21 protein-coding genes are annotated in these 25,791 nt (G+C 65.1%); 9 read left to right on the top strand and 12 right to left on the bottom strand.

Features of this window, described 5'->3' with window-relative positions; translation table 11 throughout:
* The first annotated feature begins 2 nt into the window (after positions 1 to 2).
* From K410_RS0105200 to K410_RS0105185, 4 genes are read left to right on the top strand one after another with little or no spacing between them, the layout of a single operon-like run.
* Positions 3 to 896 carry an ABC transporter permease gene (locus K410_RS0105200; protein WP_028133855.1) on the top strand — a complete coding sequence of 298 codons (894 nt, stop codon included), beginning with the start codon at positions 3 to 5 and terminating at the stop codon, positions 894 to 896.
* The gene (locus K410_RS0105195; protein WP_028133854.1) at positions 896 to 1,903 is read left to right on the top strand and encodes an ABC transporter ATP-binding protein; all 1,008 of its coding nucleotides are present in this window, start codon (positions 896 to 898) and stop codon (positions 1,901 to 1,903) included. Before K410_RS0105200 ends, K410_RS0105195 begins: the two co-directional genes overlap by 1 nt.
* On the top strand, positions 1,900 to 2,886 hold the full coding sequence (locus K410_RS0105190) for an ABC transporter ATP-binding protein (protein WP_028133853.1): 987 nt from the start codon (positions 1,900 to 1,902) through the stop codon (positions 2,884 to 2,886). Before K410_RS0105195 ends, K410_RS0105190 begins: the two co-directional genes overlap by 4 nt.
* A 35-nt stretch (positions 2,887 to 2,921) precedes the next feature.
* Positions 2,922 to 3,788, top strand: coding sequence for a formate/nitrite transporter family protein (locus K410_RS0105185; RefSeq protein WP_028133852.1), 867 nt, complete (start codon positions 2,922 to 2,924; stop codon positions 3,786 to 3,788).
* Between the two features lie 128 nt (positions 3,789 to 3,916).
* Here K410_RS0105185 and K410_RS0105180 read toward each other — a convergent pair whose 3' ends face one another.
* The 8 genes from K410_RS0105180 to K410_RS0105145 all read right to left on the bottom strand — a co-directional run bounded on the left by K410_RS0105180 (position 3,917) and on the right by K410_RS0105145 (position 13,866).
* Entirely contained in the window at positions 3,917 to 4,717 is an 801-nt protein-coding gene (locus K410_RS0105180; protein ID WP_028133851.1) for a hypothetical protein, read from the bottom strand.
* 220 nt (positions 4,718 to 4,937) lie between these two features.
* A complete protein-coding gene (locus K410_RS0105175; RefSeq protein WP_028133850.1) occupies positions 4,938 to 6,911 on the bottom strand; it encodes an acetyl/propionyl/methylcrotonyl-CoA carboxylase subunit alpha in 1,974 nt (657 codons plus the stop codon).
* Positions 6,908 to 8,524 carry an acyl-CoA carboxylase subunit beta gene (locus K410_RS0105170; RefSeq protein WP_028133849.1) on the bottom strand — a complete coding sequence of 539 codons (1,617 nt, stop codon included), beginning with the start codon at positions 8,522 to 8,524 and terminating at the stop codon, positions 6,908 to 6,910. Before K410_RS0105170 ends, K410_RS0105175 begins: the two co-directional genes overlap by 4 nt.
* A gap of 114 nt (positions 8,525 to 8,638) precedes the next feature.
* Positions 8,639 to 9,505 carry a beta-keto acid cleavage family enzyme gene (locus tag K410_RS0105165; protein WP_028133848.1) on the bottom strand — a complete coding sequence of 289 codons (867 nt, stop codon included), beginning with the start codon at positions 9,503 to 9,505 and terminating at the stop codon, positions 8,639 to 8,641.
* A 217-nt stretch (positions 9,506 to 9,722) separates the two neighbouring features.
* Positions 9,723 to 10,523, bottom strand: a complete 801-nt coding sequence (locus tag K410_RS0105160; protein WP_028133847.1) for a helix-turn-helix domain-containing protein — start codon at positions 10,521 to 10,523, stop codon at positions 9,723 to 9,725.
* Between the two features lie 226 nt (positions 10,524 to 10,749).
* Complete coding sequence (locus K410_RS0105155) at positions 10,750 to 11,406, bottom strand: glutathione S-transferase family protein (protein WP_028133846.1); 657 nt, start codon at positions 11,404 to 11,406, stop codon at positions 10,750 to 10,752.
* Entirely contained in the window at positions 11,406 to 12,569 is a 1,164-nt protein-coding gene (locus K410_RS0105150) for an acyl-CoA dehydrogenase family protein (protein WP_028133845.1), read from the bottom strand. Before K410_RS0105150 ends, K410_RS0105155 begins: the two co-directional genes overlap by 1 nt.
* 160 nt (positions 12,570 to 12,729) lie before the next feature.
* The gene (locus K410_RS0105145) at positions 12,730 to 13,866 is read right to left on the bottom strand and encodes an acyl-CoA dehydrogenase family protein (protein ID WP_028133844.1); all 1,137 of its coding nucleotides are present in this window, start codon (positions 13,864 to 13,866) and stop codon (positions 12,730 to 12,732) included.
* A gap of 231 nt (positions 13,867 to 14,097) precedes the next feature.
* On the opposite strand from K410_RS0105145, the gene K410_RS0105140 reads away from it, so the two are divergent.
* Positions 14,098 to 15,648, top strand: a complete 1,551-nt coding sequence (locus K410_RS0105140; RefSeq protein WP_028133843.1) for an acyl-CoA synthetase — start codon at positions 14,098 to 14,100, stop codon at positions 15,646 to 15,648.
* A gap of 59 nt (positions 15,649 to 15,707) precedes the next feature.
* Here the strand turns inward: K410_RS0105140 and K410_RS0105135 are convergent, their stop codons facing one another.
* Complete coding sequence (locus K410_RS0105135) at positions 15,708 to 16,478, bottom strand: helix-turn-helix domain-containing protein (protein ID WP_028133842.1); 771 nt, start codon at positions 16,476 to 16,478, stop codon at positions 15,708 to 15,710.
* Positions 16,479 to 16,665: 187 nt separating this feature from the next.
* Here K410_RS0105135 and K410_RS0105130 point away from each other — a divergent pair, with 187 nt between their 5' ends.
* From K410_RS0105130 to K410_RS0105115, 4 genes are all read left to right on the top strand, one after another.
* Positions 16,666 to 18,927, top strand: coding sequence for a marine proteobacterial sortase target protein (locus K410_RS0105130; RefSeq protein WP_028133841.1), 2,262 nt, complete (start codon positions 16,666 to 16,668; stop codon positions 18,925 to 18,927).
* A 95-nt stretch (positions 18,928 to 19,022) separates the two neighbouring features.
* Entirely contained in the window at positions 19,023 to 19,592 is a 570-nt protein-coding gene (locus K410_RS0105125) for a class GN sortase (protein WP_028133840.1), read from the top strand.
* A 135-nt stretch (positions 19,593 to 19,727) separates the two neighbouring features.
* Positions 19,728 to 21,944 carry an acetate--CoA ligase family protein gene (locus K410_RS0105120; protein WP_028133839.1) on the top strand — a complete coding sequence of 739 codons (2,217 nt, stop codon included), beginning with the start codon at positions 19,728 to 19,730 and terminating at the stop codon, positions 21,942 to 21,944.
* Positions 21,945 to 22,091: 147 nt separating this feature from the next.
* Positions 22,092 to 22,913, top strand: coding sequence for an MlaD family protein (locus K410_RS0105115; RefSeq protein ID WP_028133838.1), 822 nt, complete (start codon positions 22,092 to 22,094; stop codon positions 22,911 to 22,913).
* 105 nt (positions 22,914 to 23,018) lie between these two features.
* Here the strand turns inward: K410_RS0105115 and K410_RS0105110 are convergent, their stop codons facing one another.
* The 3 genes from K410_RS0105110 to fmdA all read right to left on the bottom strand — a co-directional run bounded on the left by K410_RS0105110 (position 23,019) and on the right by fmdA (position 25,790).
* The gene (locus K410_RS0105110; protein WP_028133837.1) at positions 23,019 to 24,059 is read right to left on the bottom strand and encodes an aliphatic amidase; all 1,041 of its coding nucleotides are present in this window, start codon (positions 24,057 to 24,059) and stop codon (positions 23,019 to 23,021) included.
* Between the two features lie 44 nt (positions 24,060 to 24,103).
* Positions 24,104 to 24,481, bottom strand: a complete 378-nt coding sequence (locus K410_RS0105105; protein ID WP_028133836.1) for an FmdB family zinc ribbon protein — start codon at positions 24,479 to 24,481, stop codon at positions 24,104 to 24,106.
* Positions 24,482 to 24,560: 79 nt separating this feature from the next.
* Complete coding sequence (fmdA, locus tag K410_RS0105100) at positions 24,561 to 25,790, bottom strand: formamidase (protein WP_028133835.1); 1,230 nt, start codon at positions 25,788 to 25,790, stop codon at positions 24,561 to 24,563.
* Between the last annotated feature and the right edge of the window lies 1 nt (position 25,791).

Raw genomic sequence — 25,791 nt, 5'->3', positions numbered from 1 at the left:
ACTTGGCCGCGATCGACTTCGACGTTGAACTGAGGCGGGCCGGCGCGCATGCCACCGGGGGCTGGCGGCGCGTGCTGTTCCTGGCGCAGCGGCACGTGCTCGGCGCGGCCGGGCTCGTCATCATGACGGTGTTCGTGCTCACCGCGGTCTTTGCCGACTTCATCGCGCGCTATGACCCGCTGACGGTCGATTCCGCGCGCGCGCTGGCGCGCCCGAGCTGGGCGCACTGGATGGGAACCGATTCCTTCGGCCGCGACGTGTTCAGCCGCATCATCCACGGCGCGCGCATCTCGCTCGCGGTCGGCATCGGCTCGACCGCGCTCGGCGGCACGATCGGCGTCATCGTCGGGCTCACCTCCGGCTATCTGTCCGGCTGGGTCGATCTCGTCTTCCAGCGCGTGTCCGACGTTCTTCAGGCGCTGCCGCTGCTGGTCCTCGCCCTGATCATGACGGCGGCGCTCGGCCCGTCCCTGCCGAACGTCATCATCGCCATCGCGATCCCGCTGATCCCGACCGTATCGCGCGTCACCCGCGCCAACACGCTGGCGCTGCGCGAACAGCCCTTCGTCGAAGCCGCCAAGTCGATCGGCATGAGCGAGGTGCGGATCGCGCTGCGCCACGTGCTGCCGAACACGCTCGCGCCGCTGATCGTGCTCGCGACCGCCCAGCTCGGCTCGACCATCCTGACCGAGGCCTCCCTCTCCTTCCTCGGCCTCGGCATTCCCGAGCCCTATCCATCCTGGGGCCGCATGCTGTCGGAATCCGCCGCCGAATATGTCCGCACGGCGCCCTGGCTGGTGATCTTTCCGGGCATCGCCATCAGCCTCGCCGTGTTCGGCGCCAATCTGTTCGGCGACGCCCTGCGTGACATTCTCGATCCCCGGCAGCGCGGCTGATGACGAAACAATCCGATCTCGTGCTCGAGGTGAAGAACCTGAAGACGGTGTTCTTCACCAATTCCGGCCTGTTCAAGGCCGTGGACGATCTCTCCTTCAACGTGAGGCGCGGCGAGACCCTGGCGATCGTCGGCGAATCCGGCTGCGGCAAGAGCGTCACCGCGCTGTCGCTGATGCGGCTCGTGCCCGACCCGCCCGGCCGCATCGTCGGCGGCTCCGTCTCGCTCGAGGGCACCGATCTGCTGGCGCTGGACGAAGCGGAGATGCGCGCCGTCAGGGGCAACCGCGTCTCCATGATCTTCCAGGAGCCGATGACATCGCTCAATCCGGTGATGCGGATCGGCGACCAGATCGTCGAAGCGGTGCGGCTGCACCGGAACATCCCGGCCAGGGCGGCTCAGGACATCGCCGTCGAGATGCTTCGCCTGGTGCGTATTCCCGAGCCGGCGCGACGCGCGAGGGAATATCCGCATCAGCTGTCCGGCGGCATGCGCCAGCGCGCGATGATCGCGATGGCGCTGGCCTGCCGGCCGGCGCTGCTGCTCGCGGATGAGCCGACCACCGCGCTCGACGTCACCATCCAGGCGCAGATCCTGGCGCTGATCCTCGACCTTCAGAAGGAGCTCGGCACCGGGCTCGTGCTGATCACCCACGATCTCGGCGTAGTCGCGCAGACCGCCCAGCGCGTGATCGTGATGTATGCGGGGCGGAAGGTCGAGGAGGCCAGCGTCGAGGCGCTGTTCGCCTCGCCAAAGCATCCTTATACGCGCGGGCTGATGGCTTCGATCCCGGCCGTCCCCGCCCCCGGCATTGTCGCGCCGGCGCGGCTGAACGAGATCCCCGGCACGGTGCCCTCGCTGGTGCGCTTGCCGAAGGGTTGCGCCTTCGCGCCGCGCTGCAAGCTCGCCATCAAGCGTTGCGAGGCCGAATATCCGCCGCTGGCGGATTGGGGCGACGGTCATCTCGCCGCTTGCTGGCGCGCGGAAGAAGTCGCGGAGGTGGCATGACCGAGGCGCTGCTCGAGGTCACCGATCTCAAGAAATATTATCCGGTACGCGCCGGCGTGCTGCGGCTGCAGGTCGGCACCGTGCATTCGGTCGACGGCGTCTCGTTTTCCCTTCGGGCCGGCGAGACGCTCGGGCTCGTCGGCGAGTCCGGCTGCGGCAAGTCGACGGTGGCGCGCAGCGTGCTGCGGCTGGTCGAGCCGACCTCCGGCCAGATCCGCCTCGACGGGGAGGACATCACGTATCTCTCCAAGTCGGCGCTGCGCCCGCACCGACGCTCGATGCAGATCGTGTTCCAGGATCCGTTCGCCTCGCTCAATCCGCGCATGACCGCCGGCGACATCGTCGGCGAGCCGCTGATCGTGCATGGTCTTGCGACCGGCAAGGCGCTGGAGGCGCGGGTCGCAGAGCTGTTCGAGCAGGTAGGCTTGCGACCGGATCAGATGCGCAACTTTCCGCATCAATTCTCCGGCGGCCAGCGCCAGCGCATCTGCATCGCGCGGGCGCTGGCGCTGGGGCCCCGCCTGATTGTCTGCGACGAGCCGGTCTCCGCGCTCGACGTCTCGATCCAGGCGCAGGTGATCAACCTTCTGATCGACCTGCAGCGGCAGCACGGTTTCTCCTATCTCTTCATCGCCCACGACCTCGCCGTGGTGGCGCATATCAGCCACCGCGTCGCCGTGATGTATCTCGGCCGCATCGTCGAGATCGCAGGCAAGGACGAGCTGTTCCGCAATCCCAGGCATCCCTACACGCAGGCGCTGCTCGCCTCGGTGCCGATCGCAAACCCGCTGGCGAAGAAGCTCGTACCGCTGGTCGACGGCGACGTACCGAGCCCGGTCAATCCGCCGTCGGGCTGCGCATTTCACACACGCTGCCGGTTTGCGATGGAGCGCTGCAAGATCGAGCGGCCGGCGCTGCTGGACGCGGGCGACGGGCACCAGGTGGCATGCCTGCTCAATGACGGGACGGGGCGGGACCGCTAGGGCGTGGACTCATAGAATCAATGTCAGCTCCTCTCATGATCGAAAAAATCGAAAGGTCGTGCGACACCGGTCGTGTCGACGCTCCACTACCGCCCGAAATGGCTCTTGCGTGCGAAGTCGCCGGCGCTGCGAAAGCCGGGCGCGATGAGATTACTCTCGTTGTCCTCGGCGTTCTCGCAGGCGCTTTCATCGCGCTCGGCGCGATGTTCATGACGGTCGTAATGACCGGAGCTGGCGACCTCCCATGGGGTATTGCACGCCTTCTTGCCGGCCTCGTCTTCTCGCTTGGCCTTGTCCTGGTGATTGTCGGTGGCGCTGAATTGTTCACCGGAGACTCATTGATGATCGTGGCCTGGGCAAGCCGGCGCATTACGATTGGGTCGCTCCTGCGCGCATGGTCACTGGTGTACGTCGGCAACATCGGTGGTGCGGTCGGCACGGCCGCCCTGGTATTTCTGGCTGGTCAGTATGGAGTTGCCGGCGGCCAGGTGGGGAAAACGGCGCTTGCAATCGCATCGGCCAAAGCAGGGCTACCCACAGGCCAATTGTTTTTCCTCGCCGTGCTTTGCAACGTGTTGGTCTGCCTCGCCGTGTGGATGTCTTTTGGGGCTCGAAGCGCAACCGATAAGATTATGGTTATCGTGCCGCCCGTCACGGCCTTTGTTGCCGCCGGTTTCGAACACTCTGTCGCCAATCTCTATTTCTTGCCTTACGCGCTCGCGATCAAATATTGGGTTGGGCCAGAATTCTGGACTGCAATTGGTGGCAGTGCGACAGATTATGCGGCGCTCAACGCAGTCAGCGCGGCTCACAACATTGTCGTAGCCACCATTGGCAATCTTGTCGGCGGAAGCCTTCTGGTTGGTGCGGTCTATTGGTTCGTGTATCTGCGCCGACGTTAAGGCGCGATCTCTATGACCGTTGGCGAATGACGAGGATTGGATCGTCGCCGTGAGCTGCTGGCCCTTCAGCGGCATTGGAAGATTGCTGCTTCTCTGCCGGTGTTGGGGCGCAAGCCGGGGCCAGCCGCTTAATGCATACACGGTCTTGATCCCAGCGCCCGAATCACCGGCCAGGCCGCCAGCGCGGCAGCCAGATGCTTGAGCGTGTGGCCGGAGACGATGTGGCCCGTCGCGTCGAACACCATCGCATCGCCAAGCTCGAACAGCTTGGCCAATGCATAGAAGAAGATCACGCCGCCGAGCGGCACGCCGAGCGCGCCGGGCCGGGGACGCGTCAACGCCAGGGCCACGGCGAGCGCGATGCCGCCGTACTGCACGACCACCCATGGCGTGAGATTCTCACGTGCCACCCAGGCCGCCAGCAGGCCTGCGATCATCATCAGCACCAGCACCGCCTCGCCCGCGCGCACGCTGATGCGCTCGCTGGCGGCGATGCCCAGAAATCCCGCAAACGCCACGGCCATGCCGAGGCGGTCGGCGACCAGCCGTTGCGGCACGTCGGGGTCGAGATGATAGAAGCCTGAGCCCAGGCAGGTGAGGATCAGTCCGACGAAGAGCCAGCTTGCACCGACCGGCACATCGAGACGGCCGCGCAGCCGCTCCGTGCCCCAGACACCCATCGCGAGAAAGGCGAGATTGCTCAGTACGTCGGCGGCGTTGGGCACGCCGAGCCAGGTTCGGCCGTCGACGAAATGCGGGATGTGCCAGGCGGCGGCAGGCAGCGCGGGCGCGAAGAGCGACGTCAGTGCCAGCACGAGCAGCGCCGCGGCCAGATATTTCTCGCGGGCTTGCGGAGCGCCGACCGAGAGGCGGCGGGACACTGAGGGGAGGATGGCAGAAGCCTGAATGGGATCGTTTGCGCGCGACATGCGGGGACTCCTGAATTGAACATTGTTCATCATTAGTAGCGGCAGAATGAACAATGTTCAATGAGGATCATTCGCGACCGAGAAATCTCATCTAACCAATTGGGATTATTATATTTTCAGAATTTGGGAGAGGCCCAATTTCTCGTGCGGGCCGGCCTCGCAGCACGCGCCTTGGGCGACATGGCTCCCGGCTCGCGCTTCGCGCGTCCGGGACACGAGGTTAGGCGGCGATCTCCGCCACGATCCTGCCCGTGGTCACCTGCTCGCCCTCGGCGACGTCGATCGCGGCGACGACGCCGTCGATGCCGGCCTTGTGGACGTGCTCCATCTTCATCGCCTCCAGCGTCATCACCGGCTGGCCGGCTGCGACGCGGTCGCCCGGCTTGACCAGGACGGCGACGACGCGGCCGTTCAGGGCCGCGCGGACCTTACCGTCGCCGCCATTGCTTGCGGCCGCCTTCGGCGCAGCGAGGGTCAGGTCACTCACTGTGAGCGGGATACCGCGATGCTGGAGGTGGAGCCGGTCGCCGTCGCGCAGGAATTTGGCGCTGTCCATCACGCCGTCATGGCGGAAGCGGATCACGTCGGAATCAAGCTGCTCGATCTCGAACCGGTCCTGCCGGCCATCGGTCGCTACGGTATAGCTGCCGTCGCGCTCGCGCGTGATGTCGAGCTCGCGCGCGTGGCCTGCGATCTCGATCTTCGCAGGAAGCGCGAACGTGGCCGACAGGCTCCGGCCACTTTGCCAGCACGGCGCGCGCGGGTTGGTGACATAGAGCAGCAGGCCTGCGAGCGCCGTATCGAATGCCGCCTCTCGCCGCGGCGCCAGCAATTCGTCGCGATGCGCTCCGATGAAAGCCGTCGTCGCCTCGCCCTTGGCAAAGCCGGGATGACGCAGGCACGACATCAGGAACGCCTGGTTGGTCGTCACGCCGAACGCGGTGAGCTGCTCCAGGCCGACGATCAGCCGTCCCCTCGCCTCCTCGCGCGTGGTGCCATGGCTGATCGCCTTGGCGATCATGGAATCGTAGAACGGGGGAATCTCCGAGCCCGATTGCAGCGCGTGCTCGACACGGATGCTGTCAGGCACCTGCCAGCGCGCCATGCGGCCCGACTGCGGCATGAAGTCGTGCGCGGCATCTTCCGAGCACAGCCGCACCTCGATGGCGTGGCCGGAGAACTTGATGTCCTGCTGCTTCACCGGCAATTGCTCGCCGCGCGCGACGCGCAGCTGCAGCTCGACCAGATCGAGCCCGGTGATCGCCTCGGTGACGGGATGCTCGACCTGAAGACGCGTGTTCATCTCCATGAAGTAGAATTCGCCGCTGGCATCGAGCAGGAATTCCAGCGTGCCCGCGCCCTCATAGCGCAGCGCCTTCACGGCCGCGACGGCGACCTCGCCCATCCTGGCGCGCAGCTCCGGCGTGACGGCGGGCGACGGCGCCTCCTCGATCAGCTTCTGGTGCCGACGCTGCACCGAGCAGTCGCGCTCGCCGAGATGAATGGCGTTGCCGAAGCTGTCGCCGAACACCTGGATCTCGATATGCCGTGGATTTTGGATCGCGCGCTCGAGGATGATTGTGGGATCGCCGAACGCGGCCTTGGCTTCCGACCGCGCGCTGCGCAGCGCATCCGGGAACGCGGCCGCCTCAGTGACGAGCCGCATGCCGCGGCCGCCGCCGCCGGCGACGGCCTTGATCATGACGGGAAAGCCGATCTTCCTGGCCTCCGCGAGCATGATTTCGTCGCCCTGCTCGGCGCCCTGATAGCCAGGCACGACGGGAACGCCGGCCTTCTTCATGATGTCCTTGGCGCCGGCCTTGTTGCCCATCGCCTCGATCGCCTGCGGCGACGGGCCGATGAAGACCAAGCCGGCATCCTTGCAGGCTTGTGCAAACGCCTCGTTCTCGGCGAGGAAGCCGTAGCCGGGATGGACGGCATCGGCACCGCTCGCCTTGGCCGCTGCGATGATCGCGGGGATGTTGAGATAGGACTGCGCCGGAAGCGCTTCGCCGATGCGCACGGCCTGGTCGGCTTGCCGCACATGGAGCGCATCGCGATCCGCGTCCGAATAGACCGCGACGACACCGAGGCCGAGCCGCCGCGCGCTGCGCATCACGCGCAGAGCGATCTCGCCGCGATTGGCTACCAAGACCTTATGGAACGGCCGGTGCTGCACTGATCCGTTCCTCATGGGCGGGCCACCGAAAACTGCATGCGCTGCGGCGTGCGTGCATCGCCCTCGCGGCAGATCGCGAGCACTTCGGACAGCACCGCGCGGGTGTCGCGCGGATCGATCACGCCGTCGTCGAGCACGCGCGCGCTGGTCGAGAACACATCCATCTGGCCGTCGAATACGCCGATGATCTGCGCCCTCATGGCATCGAGCTTCTCCTTCTCGATCGGCTTGCCGCGGCGGGCGGCGGCCGCTTCGGTGACGATGGCCATGGTCTCGGCGGCCTGCTCGCCGCCCATCACGGCGGTCTTGGCGTTGGGCCAGGAGAAGCAGAAGCGCGGATGGAAGCCGCGCCCGCACATGCCGTAATTGCCTGCGCCGAACGAGGCACCGCAATAGATGGTGATCTGCGGCACCGTCGCCGAAGTGACCGCCTGGATCATCTTCGAGCCGTGCTTGATCATGCCGGCTTCCTCATAGGCCTTGCCGACCATGTAGCCGGTCGTGTTGTTGAGATAGAGCAACGGCGTACGCGTCTGGCAGCAGGCCTGGATGAAATGCGTCGCCTTGTTGGCGCCGGCGGGATCGAGCGGGCCGTTGTTGGTGATGATGCCGATGGCCTGTCCCTCGATCCGGGCATGGCCGCAGACGGTGGCCGGGCCGTAATTGGGCGCCATCTCGGTGAAATCGGAATCGTCGACGATGCGCGCGATCACTTGGCGCATGTCGACCGGGCGCTTGTGGTCCATCGGCATGATGCCGAGCAGCTCGTCCTGGTCGTAGCGGGGCGGCTTGAATTCCGGAGCCGCCCGGCCCGGCCGCTCCCATTGCAGCGCGGCCATGATCTCGCGCGCGATGCGCAGTGCGTCACGGTCGTCCTCGGCGAGATAGTCGCCGAGGCCTGAGACCTGCGTGTGCATCTCGGCGCCGCCGAGCTCCTCCTCGGTTGCGATCTCGCCGGTCGCAGCCTTCAGCAGCGGCGGTCCTGCGAGAAAGGCGCGGGTGCGGCCGCGGACCATCACAATGTAATCGGACAAGCCGGTCTGATAGGCGCCGCCGGCGGTCGAGGAGCCGTGCGTGACGGTGACGACAGGCAGGCCTGCCGCCGAGAGCCGCGCCAAATTGCGAAAGATATTGCCGCCGCGGACAAAGTCCTCGACGCGGTAGCGCAACAGGTTGGCGCCGGCGCTTTCGACGAGCTGCACATAGGGCAGCTTGTTCTCCAGCGCGAGCTCCTGCACCCGCAGCGTCTTGTCGAGGCCGAAAGGCTGCAGCGCGCCGGCATCGATGCCGGAATCGCTGGCGCTGACCATGCAGCGGACGCCCGAAACGAAGCCGATGCCGGCGATGACGCCGCCGCCGGGCACGCTCTTGCTCGCGTCCGGCACGTCGAACAGGTAGCCGGCCAGCGTGGACAGCTCGATGAAGGGCGCGCCGGGATCGAGCACCAGCGCGACACGCTCGCGCGGCAGCAGCTGACCGCGCTTGTGGAAACGGTCCTTCGCCGCGGCAGATGCGGCACGCGTGCGCTCTTCCAGCGCGCGCATGCGGTCGATGAGACCGAGCATACCGTCGCGGTTGGCCTGGTAGGCTGCCCCGCCGGGGGAGATGGTGTTTTCGAGGATGGACATGACTTGATCCTGCTCGTCATTGCAAGGAGCGAAGCGACGACGCAATCCAGACCGCAGCTGAGGAGAGATTCTGGATTGCTTCGCTTCGCTCGCAATGACGGGTGAGGCGATATCTTACCTGTTCGTCCCAAAGATCTTCCGCGATTCGGCCGGGCTCGCGATCTCGCGCCCCGCACGCCTTGCGCAGGCGGCGATGGCTTCGATCAGCTGGCCGTTCGAGGTCACCTTCTTGCCGTCGGCGAGATAGAAGGTGTCCTCGAGTCCGGTGCGCAAGTGTCCCCCGAGCTCGGCGCAGCGCTGGTGCAGCGGCCAGATCTCCTCGCGGCCGATGGCGGTGACCTGGAAATGCGCCTCGGGACGCTTCAGCTTGATCAGGATCGGCAGCAGCTCGGGATCGGCGGGCATGCCGGAGGCAACGCCCATCACGAAGTTGTATTCGAGCGGTCCCCTGTACATGCCGACCTGGTGGTACATGCCGACGCAGCGGACGATGCCGACGTCGAAGCATTCGAACTCGGGGATGGTGCCGACCGCGTTCATGACGTCGAGATAGTCCTTCACCTTCTCGACCGCGTTGTCGAACATCATCGGCGGCCAGGCCCAGGTGTTGTCGGCCTTCACCTTCAAATAATTGAGCGAGCCGGCATTGCAGGCCGCGATCTCGGGCTTGGTCTCGCGGATGCAATCGAGCGCGCCGGAGTAGTTCGGCCCCGACACGCCCGAGGTGTGGTTGATGATGACGCCGGGGCAGGCTTCGCGGATGGCCTGCTGAATCTCCCTGCTGACGCTCACCTCCCAGGACGGCAGGTGCCCCTTGCCCGGCGCCTGCTGGCGCAGATGGATGTGCATGACCGACGCGCCGGCCTCGAACGCGGCCTTGGCTTCGCGCGCCATCTGCTCGGGCGTCACGGGTACGTTGTGCTGCTTGGGGTCGGTGAGCACGCCGTTCAGCGCGCAGGTGATAACGGCCTTGTCGCTCATGCCAACAATATCTCGCACGTTGAGAATTCAACGTTTGCGATCATGTGATGGGCGGCATGCGGCTTCTTGCGCGGAGAAGCTGGGAAAAACAGCGAATCGTAGGGTGGGTTAGCCGAAGGCGTAACCCACCAACGTCAATCTCCGCGGAAGCAGAAGTGGTGGGTTACGCCGGACAGATGCGCCTTGCGCATCTGTCCGGCTAACCCACCCTACGAGGCTACGAAGCCTCCGCCATCCGCACCGTCTCGGTGCTGCGGTAGATCGCAAGGTCGCGCGAGCCGACGAAGATCGCGCGCGGCTTCAGGCCGTAAAAGCGGCGGATCGAGTGGCTGAAATGGGTCGAGTCGGGATAGCCGATGTCCTGCGCGAGATGGGCGAGGTTGAGATCCTGGTTGGCGAAGTGCAGCAGATGCCGCGCGCGCTTCCAGGCGCGGAAGGAGCGGAACGAGATGCCGGTCTCCTCCTTGAACAGATGCAGGAAGCGCGAGGCGGACAGTCCGGCTTCGGCGGCGCAAGTATCCGCCGTCACCGGCTCGCCGGAGAAGCGCTCGATGCGGGCGACGGCCCGGGTGATGCGCGGATCGAGCACGCGGCGCGGCAGCGCCTCGCCAAAGCACATCTCGTCGAACTCGGCGGTGGTGATGTCGCCATAGCGGCGCTGGCGCAGCAACGCGTAAGCGGCGAGGATCTTGCGGGCATAGGCGGCTTTGTCCGGCCCGCGCAGCCGCATGGCCAGGGCCTCGATCACGCCGTCCGGCATGCTCTCCGGCTCCAGCGTGACGCTGATGACGGTGCGATAGTCGCTGGCGATGGTGTGCCGCTGGTTCGGCAAGGTCACGATCAGTTCGTCCGAGGTGTGGACGTCGTCGATCGTCAGATGCAGGCTGCCCTTCACCGCGACATAGACATGGCAGCAGCCGGGGGTCCGCTTGCGAGGGCGCCCGAGCAGGCCGGCATAGAAAACCCGCTCCGGCGTGATCAGCATCAGATGGTCGGATTCGCGACCTTTATCTTCCATTGGGTTCCTCCTCGCGCGGCTCTCTGGCCGCTGCGGACGGAGGTCACCTTAGCGGAAATTTGGCCGCTGTCACGATAGGATAGCGCTGTCATGAAAACAGGCATCGTCGTTCCGGGGCGGTCGCAGACCGAACCTCAGGTGCGCAATTGCGCACCGGGGAACCTGGAGATTGCTGCGCGAGATTCCGGGTTCGATGCTGCGTATCGTCCCGGAATGACCGTCTGCTCTACGCCTTCACCCTCGGTGCAACATTCTGCTCGACGCCAGCCTTCTGTTCCGCGGCAACAGCACGCTTGAAACCGTCGCGCTGCTGCAGGCGTGCCCAATAGGCTGCGACATTTGGCCCAAAATCCTTGGCGAGCCCGATATTGCTCGCCAGTCGAAGCGCGTATCCGATGACGATGTCAGCGGCGGTGAAGCGGCCGGCGCACAATGTTTCGGCATTGGCGGTGGCTGCCTCGACGGCGCGCAGTCGGCCCAAGAACCATTTGGCATAGTCGCCGGCGACCTGCGGGTTACGACGCTCCTCCGGCTCGAGCTGGGTGTATCGGAGCACCAGCGTCTGCGGAAAGGTTAACGTGGCATCGCTGAAATACATCCAGTTCAGGAAAGCGCCATAGGCGGGATCCTCCGGTCCGACCATCAGCGGCGTCGGGCCGTGTTTGATGCCGAGATAATGGCAGATGCCGGAGGATTCGGTCATCTTGGTCTCACCGTCGACCATGAAGGGAATCGTGCCCAGCGGATTGAGCGCAAGATATTCCTTGGCGAAGACGCGCGGCGGGAACGGCAGCATCTTGAGCTCATAGGGCAGCCCCATCTCCTCCAGCATCCAGAGCGGGCGAAACGAGCGCGCGGCGTCGCAGTGATAGAGCGTGATCATCAAGCACTCCCTTTGCTGCCGGGCAACGTACCCATCATCTTGCACAGGACCATCAGCATGACCTCGTCGGCACCGCCGCCGATCGAGGTCAGGCGGCTGTCGCGATAAGCGCGGCTGACCGGCGTCTCGTTGGTAAAGCCCATTCCGCCCCAATATTGCAAGCAGGCGTCGGTGAGCTCGCGGCCGAGGCGACCGGCCTTCAGCTTGGCCATGGTCGCGAGCCGCGTCACGTCTTCGCCGGCGACCAGCTGCTCGGCGGCACGATAGATCAGCGCGCGCAGCAGCTCGACCTCGGTCTGCATCTCCGCGAGCTTGAAGTGCACGACCTGGTTGTCGAGGATGCTCTGGCCAAAGGCCTTGCGGTTGCGGGTGTACGCGATGGTCTCGTTGATGATGTATTCGTGCGACTTGAGGCAGGCAGCCGCGCCCCACAGCCGCTCCTCCTGGAACTGGATCATCTGGTAGGTGAAACCCTTGCCCTCCTCGCCGATCCGGTTGCGCTTGGGCACGCGGACGTTGTCGAAGAAGATCTGCGCGGTATCGGAGGAGCGCATGCCCATCTTGTCGAGCTTTCGCGCGACGGTGACGCCCTTGCTCTTCATGGGCACGCAGATCAGCGACTTGTTGCGGTGGACGGGGCCGTCGCCGGTGTTGGCGAGCAGGCAGATCCAGTCGGCCTGGGTGCCGTTGGTGATCCACATCTTGCCGCCGTTGATGACGTAATCGTCGCCGTCGGAGCGCGCCTGCGTCTTGATCGAGGCGACGTCTGACCCCGCGCCGGGCTCGGAGACGCCGATGCAGGCGACATAATCTCCGGCAATCGAGGGAGCCAGAAATTCACGACGGACCTCGTCCGAGCCGAAGCGCGCCAGCGCCGGCGTTGCCATGTCGGTCTGCACCCCGATCGCCATCGGCACGCCGCCGCAGGTGATGGCCCCTAACTCCTCCGCCATCATCAGCGCATAGGAGTAGTCGAGGCCCGAGCCGCCGAACTCCACCGGCTTGTTCAGCCCGAGGAAGCCGAGATTGCCCATCTTCTTGAACAGCTCATGGGCCGGGAAGATGTCGGCCTTCTCCCATTCATCGACATGGGGATTGATCTCGTTCGCGATGAATTTTTGTAAGGAACGGCGGATGTCGTCGTGGTCGGCGGTGAATAGCATGTCGTCGGCTCAACTCTCGATATCTCTCATTTGCTCGTCATGGCCGGGCTTGTCCCGGCCATCCACGCCTTCGTCACCCGGCAACAAGAACGTGGATGCCCGGGACGTCTAGCGCGAAGACGCGCTTCGCGCTTCTGCCCGGGCATGACGGAGGACGCGGTTACAACCCCATCTGCCGCGATGCCAGATCCTTCATGATCTCCTCGGTGCCGCCGCCGATGGCGTTGACCTTGACTTCGCGATAGATGCGCTCGGCCTTGATGCCGCGCATGAATCCGGCGCCGCCAAAAATCTGTACGGCTTCCGAGGCGCAGAATGCCATGGTCTGCGTCGCCTGGTTCTTCATCATGCAGATTTCCGCAACCGGGCTCTCGCCCTGCTCGAGCCGCCAGGCCAGCATCTCCAGCATTGCTTGCGAGGCTGCCACCTTCTGCGCCATGTCGACGATCTTGTGCCTGATGACCTGATGCTGGGCGAGCGGCTTGCCGAAGGTCTTGCGCTCCCTGGCGTAGGCGATGGCCTCGTCGAGACAGACCCGGGCGAAGGCGGTGCAGCCCGCCGCCATGCCCATGCGCTCGCTGTTGAAATTCTGCATGATGATCTTGAAGCCCTGGCCTTCCTCGCCGATCAGGTTTTCGGTCGGCACGCGGCATTCGTCGAAATGCAGCGTCGCGGTGTCGGAGGCCCACCAGCCCATCTTCTTGAGCTTGGTGCGCGACAGGCCTGGCGTATCTCCTTCGATCAGGAGCAGGCTGACGCCGCCGGCGCCCTCGCCGCCGGTGCGCACCGCAACGGTCAGATAATCGGCCCGCATCCCCGAGGTGATGAATGTCTTTTCTCCGCTCACCACATAGTGATCGCCGTCGCGCCGTGCCCTGGTGCGGAGGCCCGCGACATCGGAGCCACCGCCCGGCTCGGTGATCGCGAGCGCGGAGATCTTCTCGCCCGACAGCACCTGCGGCAGCACGCGCGCCTTCACCTCGGGCCGAGCCGCCCGCGCGATCGGCGGCGAGCCGATGGTGTGGCTCATCAGGCTGGCGCTGACGCCACCGGCGCCGGCTCGCGCCAGCTCCTGGCTGGCAACAATCTTCATGAACTGATCGGCGGCGATCCCGCCATATTCCTCGGGAAATCCGAGTCCCAACAGGCCGATCTCCGCCGACTTGCGATAGAGCTCACGGGGAAATTCGCCGGCCTCGTCCCACTCATGGGCAAACGGGGTGATCTCCTTGTCGACGAAACGCCGCATGACGTCGCGGAAGGCGTCGTGCTCGGCGGTATAGAACGGGCTTTTCATTGGTCTCGCCCTGTTGGCGGATTCGCTGGTTCACCATGGCTGGAACATTTGCCATTCACTTGCGCAGAGTGGCTGTCCGAAAGGAGCCGCTCCACTGTTGCGTCCCACCTAGCAACTCAACGCAAGACGATTTTCCTCGCTCGCAGGCCAACTCTGGCGCAAAAAGACGTTGCTGCACAGACTCCGGCTGGCCCCAGGGCCACGCCGGCATAGTGCGCAGGGGAGGTATTTTTGGCCGTTCGTTACTACGACTGGATCGTTCATCATGGCCGCCGCACTCCGAACAAGATCGCGGTGATCGACCTCGCGAGCGAGCGCCGCTTCACCTATTCGCAGTTGGACGCCCGTGTCTCCCGCCTCGCTTCGCTCCTGCGCCACACGCTGAACGTCTCGCGCGGCGACCGCGTTGCGGTGCTGGCGCTGAACACGACCGATACGCTGGAGGTACAGTTCGCCTGCGGCCGCCTCGGCGCCATCTTCGTGCCGCTGAACACCCGCCTCACCGTTCCCGAGCTTCAATTCATCACCGGCGATTGCGCGCCGAAGGTGATGATCCACGACGTCGAGCTCGCCGAGACGGCGCTTGCCGTCGCCAAGCTCTGCGGCGTCGCGACCAGCCTGCTGCTCGGCCCGGGCGGGTCCTATGAGGCCGGCATTGCGGCCGCAAAGCCGCTTGATCGCGCCGAGGAAGTCACGCTCGATGACGTCTCGACCATCATGTACACATCGGGCACGACGGGCCATCCGAAGGGCGCGACCATCACCCATGGCATGACCTTCTGGAATTGCGTCAATCTCGGCGGCCCCGCCTGCATCGGGCCATCCTCGGTGCTGCTCACCGTGCTGCCGCTATTCCACACCGGCGGTCTCAACTGCTACACCAATCCGGTGCTGCATGCCGGCGGCACCGTGATGATCATGCGCGCGTTCGATCCCGGCACCGCGCTGGGCCTGATCAACGACCCCGCACAGGGCATCAACGTGTTCTTCGGCGTTCCCGCGATCTACCAGTTCATGGCGCAGCATCCCGCGTTTGCGACGACCGACCTCAGCCGGCTGATCGTCGGCGGTGTCGGCGGCGCGCCGATGCCGGTGCCGCTGCTGAAAGTGTGGGAGGCGCGCGGCGTCGCCCTGCAGCAGGGTTACGGCATGACCGAGACCTCGCCGGCCGTCTTGGTGCTCGATCGCGAGGATGCGGCGCGCAAGGCCGGCTCCGCCGGCAAGCCCGTGCTGCATACGGAGGTGCGCATCGTGCGCCCCAACGGCAGCGATGCCGATATCGGCGAGCTCGGCGAGCTCTGGGTCAGAGGCCCCAACATCACGCCGGGCTATTGGAACAGGCCGGAGGCGAACAAGACCTCCTTCACCGACGGCTGGCTGCACACCGGCGATGCGACGCGTATCGACGAGGAAGGCTTCTACTACATCGTCGACCGCTGGAAGGACATGTACATCTCCGGCGGCGAGAACGTCTATCCGGCCGAGGTCGAGAACGTCCTGCATCAGCTCACGGCCATCGCGGAGGCTGCCGTGATCGGTATCCCCGACCCGCAATGGGGCGAGGTGGGTCTTGCCATCGTCGCGGTCAAGCCCGGCCAGAAGCTCACTGAGACCGAGGTCTTCGCGCATTGCGCGGCCAATCTGGCGCGCTTCAAGTGCCCGCGCCAGATCCGCTTCGTCGACGCGCTGCCGCGCAACGCCACAGGCAAGATCCACAAGCCGACCTTGCGCAAGGAATTCTCGGTGGCCTCGGAGGTCGACAAGAAGGTCGCCAACGCCTGACGATAGCGTCCGTCGCGGATGCTTTTGTTTTTCCGGCGTGCCGGCCTGTCGATCGCGGATTATTGCGTCAAGAACAGCGCAAAAGGCTCTTCCACCGTGCGGCGGAGATGCTTTCGATACAGGGCGTGGTTGGCATCGCCAGGCGCAACTCGCCCCAGGGATGGCTGCGGGACGTTCTTGAGCGGCACATAGGCGATCGGTGCCGCGATCGGCGTGAGCTGCGAACCAGGGCCTGCACGAAGCGTCGAGATGATGCCGTACATCTCGCCGGACACCGTCGGCCGCGACACCGTGATCACGCGGTGCTGGCCGTGCTTGATGATGACGAGGTAGATGAAGCCGGACTGATGGGGGACGGCGACCTCGCCGGTATGTTCGTAGGCGGCATCGGTTCGATCGCCCTCGCGGAAGACCAGCGAGGAGACTTTCGGCTCCCAGACGATCTCGGTGCGGTAGGCGAAAATCGCGTCCTTGTCGCCGAAGGACGGCCGCAACGTGATGTAGACGTCTTCCAGCCAGGTCACGGCGCGATGCGCATAGGAGCCGAGGCTGTCGGGAGCGACATCGTTGGCGGCCTGAGGCGCCGGCACGACGGGACCTTTGCGTAAGGAAACGCCCAGTGCCTGCTCCAGCCGGACCGTCGTCGCCAGCGTGAATGGGCGTCGTCCGCCGAGCACCTTCTCCAGCGTGGAGAGGCTGAGCTTGGCCTGCTCGGCCAGCGCCTGCCGGGACATCCGGCGCCGGGCGAGCTCCTCGCGAATGGTCTCGGCGATCTCGCGGCTCTGTTCATCCGAAAGCTGCTTGTCGGAAACCTTGTCCTGCATCTGCATCGTTAGCCCTGCTCCAGCACGGCCACTCTAGCAGGCCGGACAAACCAGCACAAAACCGCACATGGCCGCCCCGGCCGCGGCGCACCCGGCCGGCCGTGGCGGAACATTGCCGATCATTCTGCTCGCGAAAGCGGCTGCTCCCGGCGAATGCTCGGAGCCAGCAAACGCCCTTTCGGGAGCAGGCCAAATGGACACCTACGACACAGCCGACAACGACGAGCACCCCCTGTTGAAAGGACTGATCAAGTTCGGATTGTTGCTCCTCGCTCAGGGCATCGCGGTGATGCTGATGGCCTTCGTGGCCCTGCTCGTCAGCTTCGGGACGAGTTGGTCGGCAACGACCGAGCAGGCCAGCTTGCTCCAGCCCGGCGATGCAAGGTCCGGAAGCCTGCTCCTGAAGGACGGCGACGCCATCACGGAAGCGATCCGCCTCGGCATCGACGTCGACATCACGGTTTCCGGCCCGACCTTGCGTGCCCGGATCACTCAGGTATTCCGCAACCCGACCCAGGATTGGGTCGAGGCGACCTATGTCTATCCGCTCGCGACCGGCGGTGCCATCGATACGCTGAAGATGGTGGTCGGCGACCGTATCATCGTGGGAGACATCAAGGAGCGGCAGCAGGCGCGTGTGATCTACGAAGAGGCGCGCCGCGCCGGTCAGAGGGCCGCGCTCACCGAGCAGGAACGGCCAAACATCTTCACCAATTCGGTTGCCAATATCGGCCCCGGCGAAACCGTGCTGGTGCAGATCGAATATCAGGAGCCCGTGCACCAATCCGGCAACGAATATTCGCTCCGGCTGCCGCTGGTGGTCGGACCGCGCTACAATCCGGCGCCGATCGTCCAGAGCGTCGACTTCCGCAAGGATGGATCGGGCTGGGGCGCGGCAACATCGGACCCGGTACCGGACCGCGACCGGATCTCGCCGCCTGTGCTGGACCCCGCCAAGGCTACACCGGTCAATCCGACCAGCATCACGGTGCGCCTGAACGCCGGCTTCGCGCTCGGCGAGGTCAAGAGCCACCACCATAACGTCAAGATCGACAGCCCGGACAGCGCGACACGGATCGTCACGCTCGCCGACGGCGTGGTCCCCGCCGACCGCGACTTCGAGCTGACCTGGAAGCCCGCCGCCGAGAAAGCGCCATCGGTCGGCCTGTTCCGCGAACGTGTCGGCGACGCCGATTATCTGCTCGCCTTCGTCACCCCGCCCAGCACCGAGCAGGCGACAAAAAAGCCGTTGCCACGCGAGGTCGTGTTCGTGATCGACAATTCGGGGTCGATGGGCGGCACGTCGATCGTCCAGGCCAAGGCGAGCCTCGCTTACGCGCTCTCCCGGCTTCAGCCGACCGATCGCTTCAACGTCATTCGGTTCGACGACACCATGGACGTGCTGTTTCCCGCTTCCGTGCCGGCAGATGCCGCGCATGTCGGCGAGGCGACCTCGTTCGTGAGCGCTTTGCAGGCGCGCGGCGGCACCGAGATGGTGCCGGCGATGCGCGCAGCGCTGGCCGACAAGCTCGGCGACACCGGCATGGTTCGCCAGGTGGTTTTCCTGACCGACGGCGCAATCGGCAACGAGCAGCAATTGTTCGAAGCGATCACGGCGATGCGCGGCCGCTCGCGTGTCTTCATGGTCGGCATCGGGTCGGCGCCCAACACCTATCTGATGACGCGCGCCGCCGAACTCGGCCGCGGAGCTTTCACCCATATCGGCTCGGTCGAACAGGTGGAGGAGCGCATGCGCGGCCTGTTCGCCAAGCTCGAAAACCCGGCCGTGACCGGCCTCACCGCGAAATTCTCCGAGGCCAACGCCGACGTCACCCCGGCGATCATCCCGGACGTCTATCGCGACGAGCCGCTGGTGCTGGCGGCGAAGCTCGACAAGCTCGCGGGCGCGCTCGAGATCAGGGGACGGGTCGGCGACCGTCCATGGTCGGTGTCGCTGCCGCTGCAACAAGCCGCCGAAGGCAAGGGCCTGTCGAAACTCTGGGCCAGGCGCAAGATCGGCGACGCCGAAGTGGCGCGCGCCATGCGGGAGCTCGCCCCCGAGGAGGCCGACAAGGCGATCCTGGCGCTGGCGCTCGACCATCAGGTCGTCACGCGCCTGACCAGCCTGGTCGCCGTCGACCGAACGCCGAGCCGCCCCGAAGGCGCGCCGCTCAAGCTCAGCGAATTGCCGATCAACCTGCCGGCCGGCTGGGATTTCGAGAAGGTGTTTGGCGAACGGCCGCAGATCCCGGCGCAGTTGCGCGAGCGCCATGCCGATGCAGCCACCTCACCGGCCGCGCGGCGCCCGACGCCCGCAGCGCCCGATGCGATCCGCCTGCCCAAGACGGCGACCTCGGCCGAGCTGAAGATGATCGCCGGTCTGATCCTGATCGTGCTCGCCCTTGTCCTGTTCGTGTTCAACCGGCGTCGGCCCTTGCTCACCAACGCCGCTTGAGAGAGGAGCCCCCCGACTCCTCTGTTAGCGCGCGCGGCTGCCTGTCCCGTCATCAACGGCCGCGCGCGCCTTTTTTTGGGGGGAAGAGAATACAGATGCCCCGAATCATATCTCCTCTGGTTCTGGCCCTGATCGGCCTCGTCCTGTTCGGTGACGGCGCCTACATCCACGCCAAGGCGTGGCTCGCGCAAATGCTGCTGGCGCGGGCGTTCGACCGAAGCGTTGCGACGGGGCAAGCGGTGAAGCCGTGGTCCTGGGCCGACACCTGGCCGGTCGCGCGGATCGAGGTCAGGCGAATCGGCGCCAGCGCCATCGTGCTGGAAGGCGCGAGCGGACAGGCGCTGGCTTTTGGCCCCGGTCATATCCACCAGACAGCCGATGCGGGCGAGCGCGGGACTGCCGTCTATGCCGCCCATCGCGACACTCATTTCCGCTTCCTGCGCAATGTCGTCATTGGCGACATCATCGATGTCACGCGTCGCGACGGTCGACATTTCCGCTATCGCGCGGATTCCGCGGCCGTGGTCCGTTTCGACGCATCCGGCATCGATCCCGCGTCAGCGGGCTACGCGCTCATTCTCGCGACCTGCTGGCCATTCGACGCCGTCAGCTCGGGTCCCGAGCGCTACCTTCTGCATGCAACACTGATCGGAGCCGACAGATAGACCGCGCGCCGCGTTGCGACTCCGCATCCTGCTGCATTCCACGATGCGGCATACCATCTGCGCGGTTGCGACTGCCAAGGAGTCGCCATAGAACGGAGTAACGCTCAACCAAGAAGAATAACGTGAGGTCCCGCCATGGAAGCCCAGGTGCCTGCTGCGTCCGCGTCCCGTCCATGGTCTCCGCCAGCCGACGCCGACGACATCGTCAAAGGCATCCATGCCATGCTGCACCCCCGCAACATCGTGCTGGTGGGTGCGACCGACAAGCCCGGAAATTATGCAGAACGCATCTGGAACAATCTGGTCAAATACGGTTTCGAAGGCGGCCTCTATCCTGTCAACGCCAAGCGCGACGCCGTCTGGGGCGTGCCCTGCTTCAAGGACTTCGCGAGTCTCCCCGAGAAGCCCGATCACGTCCTCGTGCTGGTGCCCGCGCGCTTCGCCGTGCAGGTCATCCGCGACGCCGCCGCAGCGGGCGCGCGTTCGGCCACCATCGTCACTTCCGGCTTCAGCGAGTTGCAGGACGAGGAAAGCCAGAAGCTTGCCGCCGAATTGCAGGCGGCCGTGCGCGAGACGGGCCTTGCCGTCACCGGCCCGAACTGCCTCGGCAATCTGAGTGCCGTGGAAAAGCTCTTCACCAACATCGACGACCGTGTCGTGACCATGGAGCAGGGCGCGGTGGCGATCGCCGGGCAGTCCGGCGCTATCGTCATGGCGATCCGCCAGGCGCTGGAGGATCGCGGCGTCGGGGTCGGCTACATGGTGACAACAGGCAACGAGGCCGGCCTCGAGACGCCAGATCTGATGCGCTATTTCGCCGAGGATCCGAGCATCAAGGTGATCGTCGTCTACCTCGAAGGCGTACGCAACACCAGGGCGTTCCGCGATGCCTGCAAGGCGGCGCGCGCCGCAAGCAAGCCCGTCATCGCGCTCAAGCTCGGCGCCTCCGAAGGCGGCCGCGCCGCCGCAATGGCGCACACCGGCGCGCTCGCGGGCTCGATCGAGACGTTCGACGCGGTTGCAACGCGCGAAGGCGTGATCCGGGTCGGCGGGCTCGACGAGCTGATCGAGACTACCGAATGCTTCGTGCACGCTGCCGTGCCCAAAGGCGACCGGCTTGCCGCCGTCACGCTGTCGGGCGGAAAGCGCGGCATGCTGATCGACGCCTTCGACGCAGAAGGCCTGAAGTTCGCGCCGCTGAGCCCGCATGTCAGCTCGGAGCTGGCGAAGATGCTCGGACCGGGCTCGATCGTCGGCAATCCGCTCGATGCCGGCTTTGCCGCGGTCGTCGATCCCTCCGTCTATATGAAGTCGATCAAGCTGATGATCGACGATCCCGATATCGACATCGTCATCATCGATGCCGAGCTGCCGAAGGCGCCGCATGAGCTGCGCGAACGCAATCTGCGCATCGTCGACGAGATGGCGAGCAAGGGCGGCAAGCCCGTGATCTATATCAGCGCGATGTCGATCGGCTTCACCGAATTCACCAAATCCTTGCGCAAGTCGCTGCCGCATCTTGCGGTCATGCAGGGCATGGACCGGGCGGTGACCGCGATCAAGTCGCTGCTCGCCTACGCCAAGCTGCGCAAGGAGGTGCCCGACATCGTCTCGAGCTCGAAGCCCGCTGCACGCGCCGTGCTGGAGAAGGCGCTGAAATCGGCAAGCGGCGCCGCGCTCGACGAGGTCGCCTCGAAGAAGCTCCTGAAGGCGTATGGCATTCCGATCTCGAAGGAGGCGATCGCGCAGACGGCGGCGGAAGCCGCAGGGATCGCCAAGCAGATCGGATTTCCGGTCGTGGCCAAGGTCGTCAGCGCTGAGATCCTGCACAAGTCCGACATCGGCGGCGTGGTGTTGAACCTGAACAGCGCCTCCGAGGTGAAGAAGGCGTTCGCCGATATCACGGCCCGGGTGAGCAAGTTGAAAGGCAAGCCGAGGCTCGAAGGCGTCCTGATCGCGCAGCAGGTCAAGGCCGAGCTCGAGCTCGTGGTCGGCGCCTCCCTCGATGCCGAGATGGGGCCTGTGGTGCTGTTCGGCACCGGTGGCATTGACATCGAGCTGATGAAGGACGTCGCGCTCGCCGGCGCGCCTTTGGACGAGGCCGAGGCGCGGCTCCTGATCGGCCGTACGAAGGCCGGCATCAAGATGCGCGGCTATCGCGGCAAGCCGGTCCTGCACGAAGCCTCGGTGGTGAAGGCGCTGGTCGGCCTGTCCAATTTGATTGCGGATGCCGGCGACCGGATCGCCTCGATCGACGTCAACCCGTTCCTGATCAACACCAGGACCGGCGTGGCCGTCGATGCCCTGATCGTGCTGAACAATGCCGCGGCAAGGCGCGCGGCCGGGCATTGAGGCTGTAGGGCGGATTAGCGCCAGCGTAATCCGCCAAATTGCAGGGCTAATGAGGCGAACATGGCGGGTTACGCTTCGCTAACCCGCCCTACGTACCATTATAGCCTCCTTCCAACTTCCCTGCTTTGGCCGTAAAACCTCCCCCGTATGGCACGTGCGAGCAATCTGGTGATCGGAACGGCGACGCTGGCGGTGATCGCCGTGGCGCTCGGCGGCGTGCTCGGCGTGCAGAAATGGCGCACCATCCAGAGCCGCAGCCAGTTGCGTGTGGTGTTCGAGGGTGGCTCCGCCAGCGGCCTGCGCCGCGGCGGGCCGGTCAATTTCGACGGTGTGCCGGCCGGCCAGATCCGCTCGATCAAGCTGGAGAGTCCGCGCCGGATCGTGGCGCTGGTGATGCTCGACAATACCGCGCCGATCCGCAAGGACACGGTGGCGGGCATCGAGTTCCAGGGCCTGACTGGCGTCGCTGCGATCTCACTGATCGGGGGCGCGCCCTCCGCGCCACCGGTGCCGCTGGACTCGGACGGCGTCCCCATCCTGACCGCCGATCTCAGCGATGCCGAAACCATCGTCGAAACCCTGCACAGCGTCGACCGCGCGATCGTCAGCAATGCCCCCGCAATCAAGGAAGGCCTGAGCACGTTCGAAAACTACACCGCCGATCTCCGGAGCAAGAGCGCCGAGATCGATTCCGTCATGGCCAAGGTCGACAGCGCCTTCGCGGGCTTCGATAAGGCGGTCACGAAGATCGAGGGCGTGGTGCCCGGCTTCGTCGACGGCAAGGCCGACGAACTGTTCGAGAAGATCAAGGGACTGCACGAGCTTGCCGACACCATGAAGAAGAAGTCGGCGGGTTATCTCGAGGACATCCGCCGCTCGCTGCTCGATGTCAGCGAAGCCGCCAACAAGATGGCGGGAACGCCGGCGCCGCCGCGGCCCCCGCGCAGGCCCACGGAGCAGAAGCGGTAATTCCTCTTTCTTACCCTGCCCTGGAGGGGGAGGGCGGCAGTCCCCGCTTAGCGACGTTCGAGGGACTCACACTCCAAGATCACCGACGCGGAATCCGCCAACAGCTCAGTAGTTGCTGGCCGCCGCGCCGTTCGGAATGCCGTCGATCGGACATTCGTCAGTCCCTGGCGTCGAGCGGGTCATCGCCTCGACCATGTCACGCGTGCCTTCGGGATCCCTGATCCAGTTCTTGTAGAAATCATACGGACATGCCGCGACGCCGCGCGGGCTGTCGCCGGAATTGATCATGCCGGTGTAGCCGCGATGGACCAGCTTGTAGAGATGGTTCTGCGACTGGCCATTGCGGCGTGCGTCACGAATGAGATGCTTGGAGAGCTGGGCGTATTGGATGCCGTAATCCTCCTCGCCGCATTCGCCGAGCGTGCGGCCGTCGAAGCCGATGATCGCGGAATGCCCGAAATAGGAATAGACGCCATCGAAGCCGGCGGCATTGGCGACGGCGACGTAGACGTTGTTCGCCCAAGCCATGGCCTTGGAGATCATGACCTGCTGCTCCTTGGCCGGATACATGTAGCCCTGGCAGCGTACGATCAACTCCGCGCCCTTCATGGCGCAGTCGCGCCAGATCTCCGGGTAATTGCCGTCGTCGCAGATGATCAGGCTGACCTTGAGACCCTTCGGTCCGTCGGAGACATAGGTGCAATTGCCGGGATACCAGCCCTCGATCGGCACCCATGGCATGATCTTGCGGTACTTCTGCACGATCTCGCCCTTGTCGTTCATCAGGATCAGGGTGTTGTAGGGCGCCTTGTGAGGATGCTCCTCGTGGCGCTCGCCGGTCAGCGAGAACACGCCCCAGACCTTGGCCTTGCGGCAGGCCTCGGCGAAGATCGCGGTTTCCTCGCCGGGCACCATGGATGCCGTCTCGTACATCTCCTTGGAATCGTACATGATGCCTTGCGTGGAATATTCCGGGAAGATCACGAGGTCCATGCCGGGCAGGCCGAGCTTCATGCCGACGATCATGTCGGCGATCTTGCGGGCGTTGTCGAGCACCTCGGCCCTGGTGTGCAGGCGGGGCATCTTGTAATTAACGACTGCGACGCCGACCGTGTCGTTGCTGCTGGAGATGTCACCGTGAAGCATGTTGAGCGCTCCTGTACCTTGTCTGTTGATGCTGGCGTGTCGCGTTAGTGGCTGATCATCCAGGGCCGCGCCGTCGGAAAGCCCTTGGCGCCGCTTCTGGACTTGGTCATCAGCCGCGCCGGCTTCTTCTTGTCCGACGAGTCCTTGTCCTTCACCGTCTTGCCCGACGAGCAGCAGCCGCAGCCGGGGCCGTGCGAGGCCTTGTATTGCGCCAGCGTCTGCGGCGCGTGCGAACTGCGCTCGTTGACGGCATGCGCCTTGCGCTTGTCGGCCGGCATGCAGAAGAAATTCGGGGCGGTCAGGATCACCCGCGGCGCTGGGGTCTCGCAGTGCGGACAGCTTTGCGGATCGTCACATTCCGCCATCGGGCGAAGGTCCTTGAAGGGACCGCAATCGTCACAGAGATATTCGTAGACCGGCATCTTGTACCCCTTCGCATTCGGTCATGGCGGAGCGTCCGCCTCCCTCTCCCCATAAGAACGGGGAGAGGGAGCGCAAGCGTCACTTGTCCGGCGAGATCGGCATCTGGATATCGCCGGTGATGTGCTTGATGGGCCCTGCCGCCGACGGCATCACGTCGAAGTCGAAGATCTCCGTCGGCAGCCACAGCGTGGCGCAGGCATTGGGCACGTCGACCACGCCGGAGATGTGGCCCTGGCACGGCGCGGTGCCGAGGATCGAGTAGGCCTGGGCGCCGGAATAGCCGAACTTCTTCAGATACTCGATCGCGTTCAGGCAGGCCTGGCGATAGGCGATGTGGACGTCGAGATAGTGCTGCTTGCCGGCTTCGTCGACCGAGATGCCTTCGAAGATCAGATAGTCCTTGTAGTTCGGCGTAATCGGCGACGGCTTGAAGATCGGGTTCTTGATTCCGTATTTCGACATGCCGTCCTTGATCACCTCGACCTTGAGATGCAGCCAGCCGGCCATCTCGATGGCGCCGCAGAAGGTGATCTCGCCGTCGCCCTGGCTGAAGTGCAGATCGCCCATCGAGAGACCGGCGCCCGGCACATAGACCGGGAAGTAGATCTTCGAGCCGCGCGAGAGATCCTTGATGTCGCAATTGCCGCCATGCTCGCGCGGCGGCACCGTGCGCGCACCTTCGGCGCCGATCTTGGCCTTGACGTCGCCCTTGGCGCGGCCGCCATGGGCCGTCGGCGCGAACGGAGGATTGGCCAGGCCAGGCACGCGAGTCGGATTGGTCGAGATCAGCTCGGCCTCGCGCTTGTTCCAGGTGTCCAGCATCTTGGGATCGGGCAGGCAGCCGATCAGGCCGGGATGGATCAGGCCGGCGAAGTTGACGCCGGGCACGTGGCGCGACGAGGTGTAGAGGCCCTTGATGTCCCAGATCGACTTCTGCGCCAGCGGGAAATGGTCGGTGAGGAAGCCGCCGCCGTTCTGCTTGGAGAAGAAGCCGTTGAAGCCCCACAGGCTTTCCTTGAGCGGACCGACATCGAGCAGATCGACGACGAGGAGGTCGCCCGGCTCGGCGCCCTTGACGCCGATCGGTCCGGACAGGAAGTGCACGATCGACAGGTCGATGTCGCGCACGTCGTCGGCGGAATCGTTGTTCTTGATGAAGCCGCCGGTCCAGTCATAGGTCTCGATGATGAAATCGTCGCCAGGATTGACCCACGCCACGATCGGGATGTCGGGGTGCCAACGGTTGTGCACCATGTCGTTCTCATAGGCCGATTTGGTGAGATCGACCTTGATCAGTGTCTCTGGCATC

It is taken from the genome of Bradyrhizobium sp. 22 (genome assembly GCF_000482425.1).
Lineage (GTDB): Bacteria > Pseudomonadota > Alphaproteobacteria > Rhizobiales > Xanthobacteraceae > Bradyrhizobium > Bradyrhizobium japonicum_B.
The sequence above is the reverse complement of the archived record's forward strand: the minus strand, read 5'-3'. Positions and strand labels throughout refer to the sequence as shown.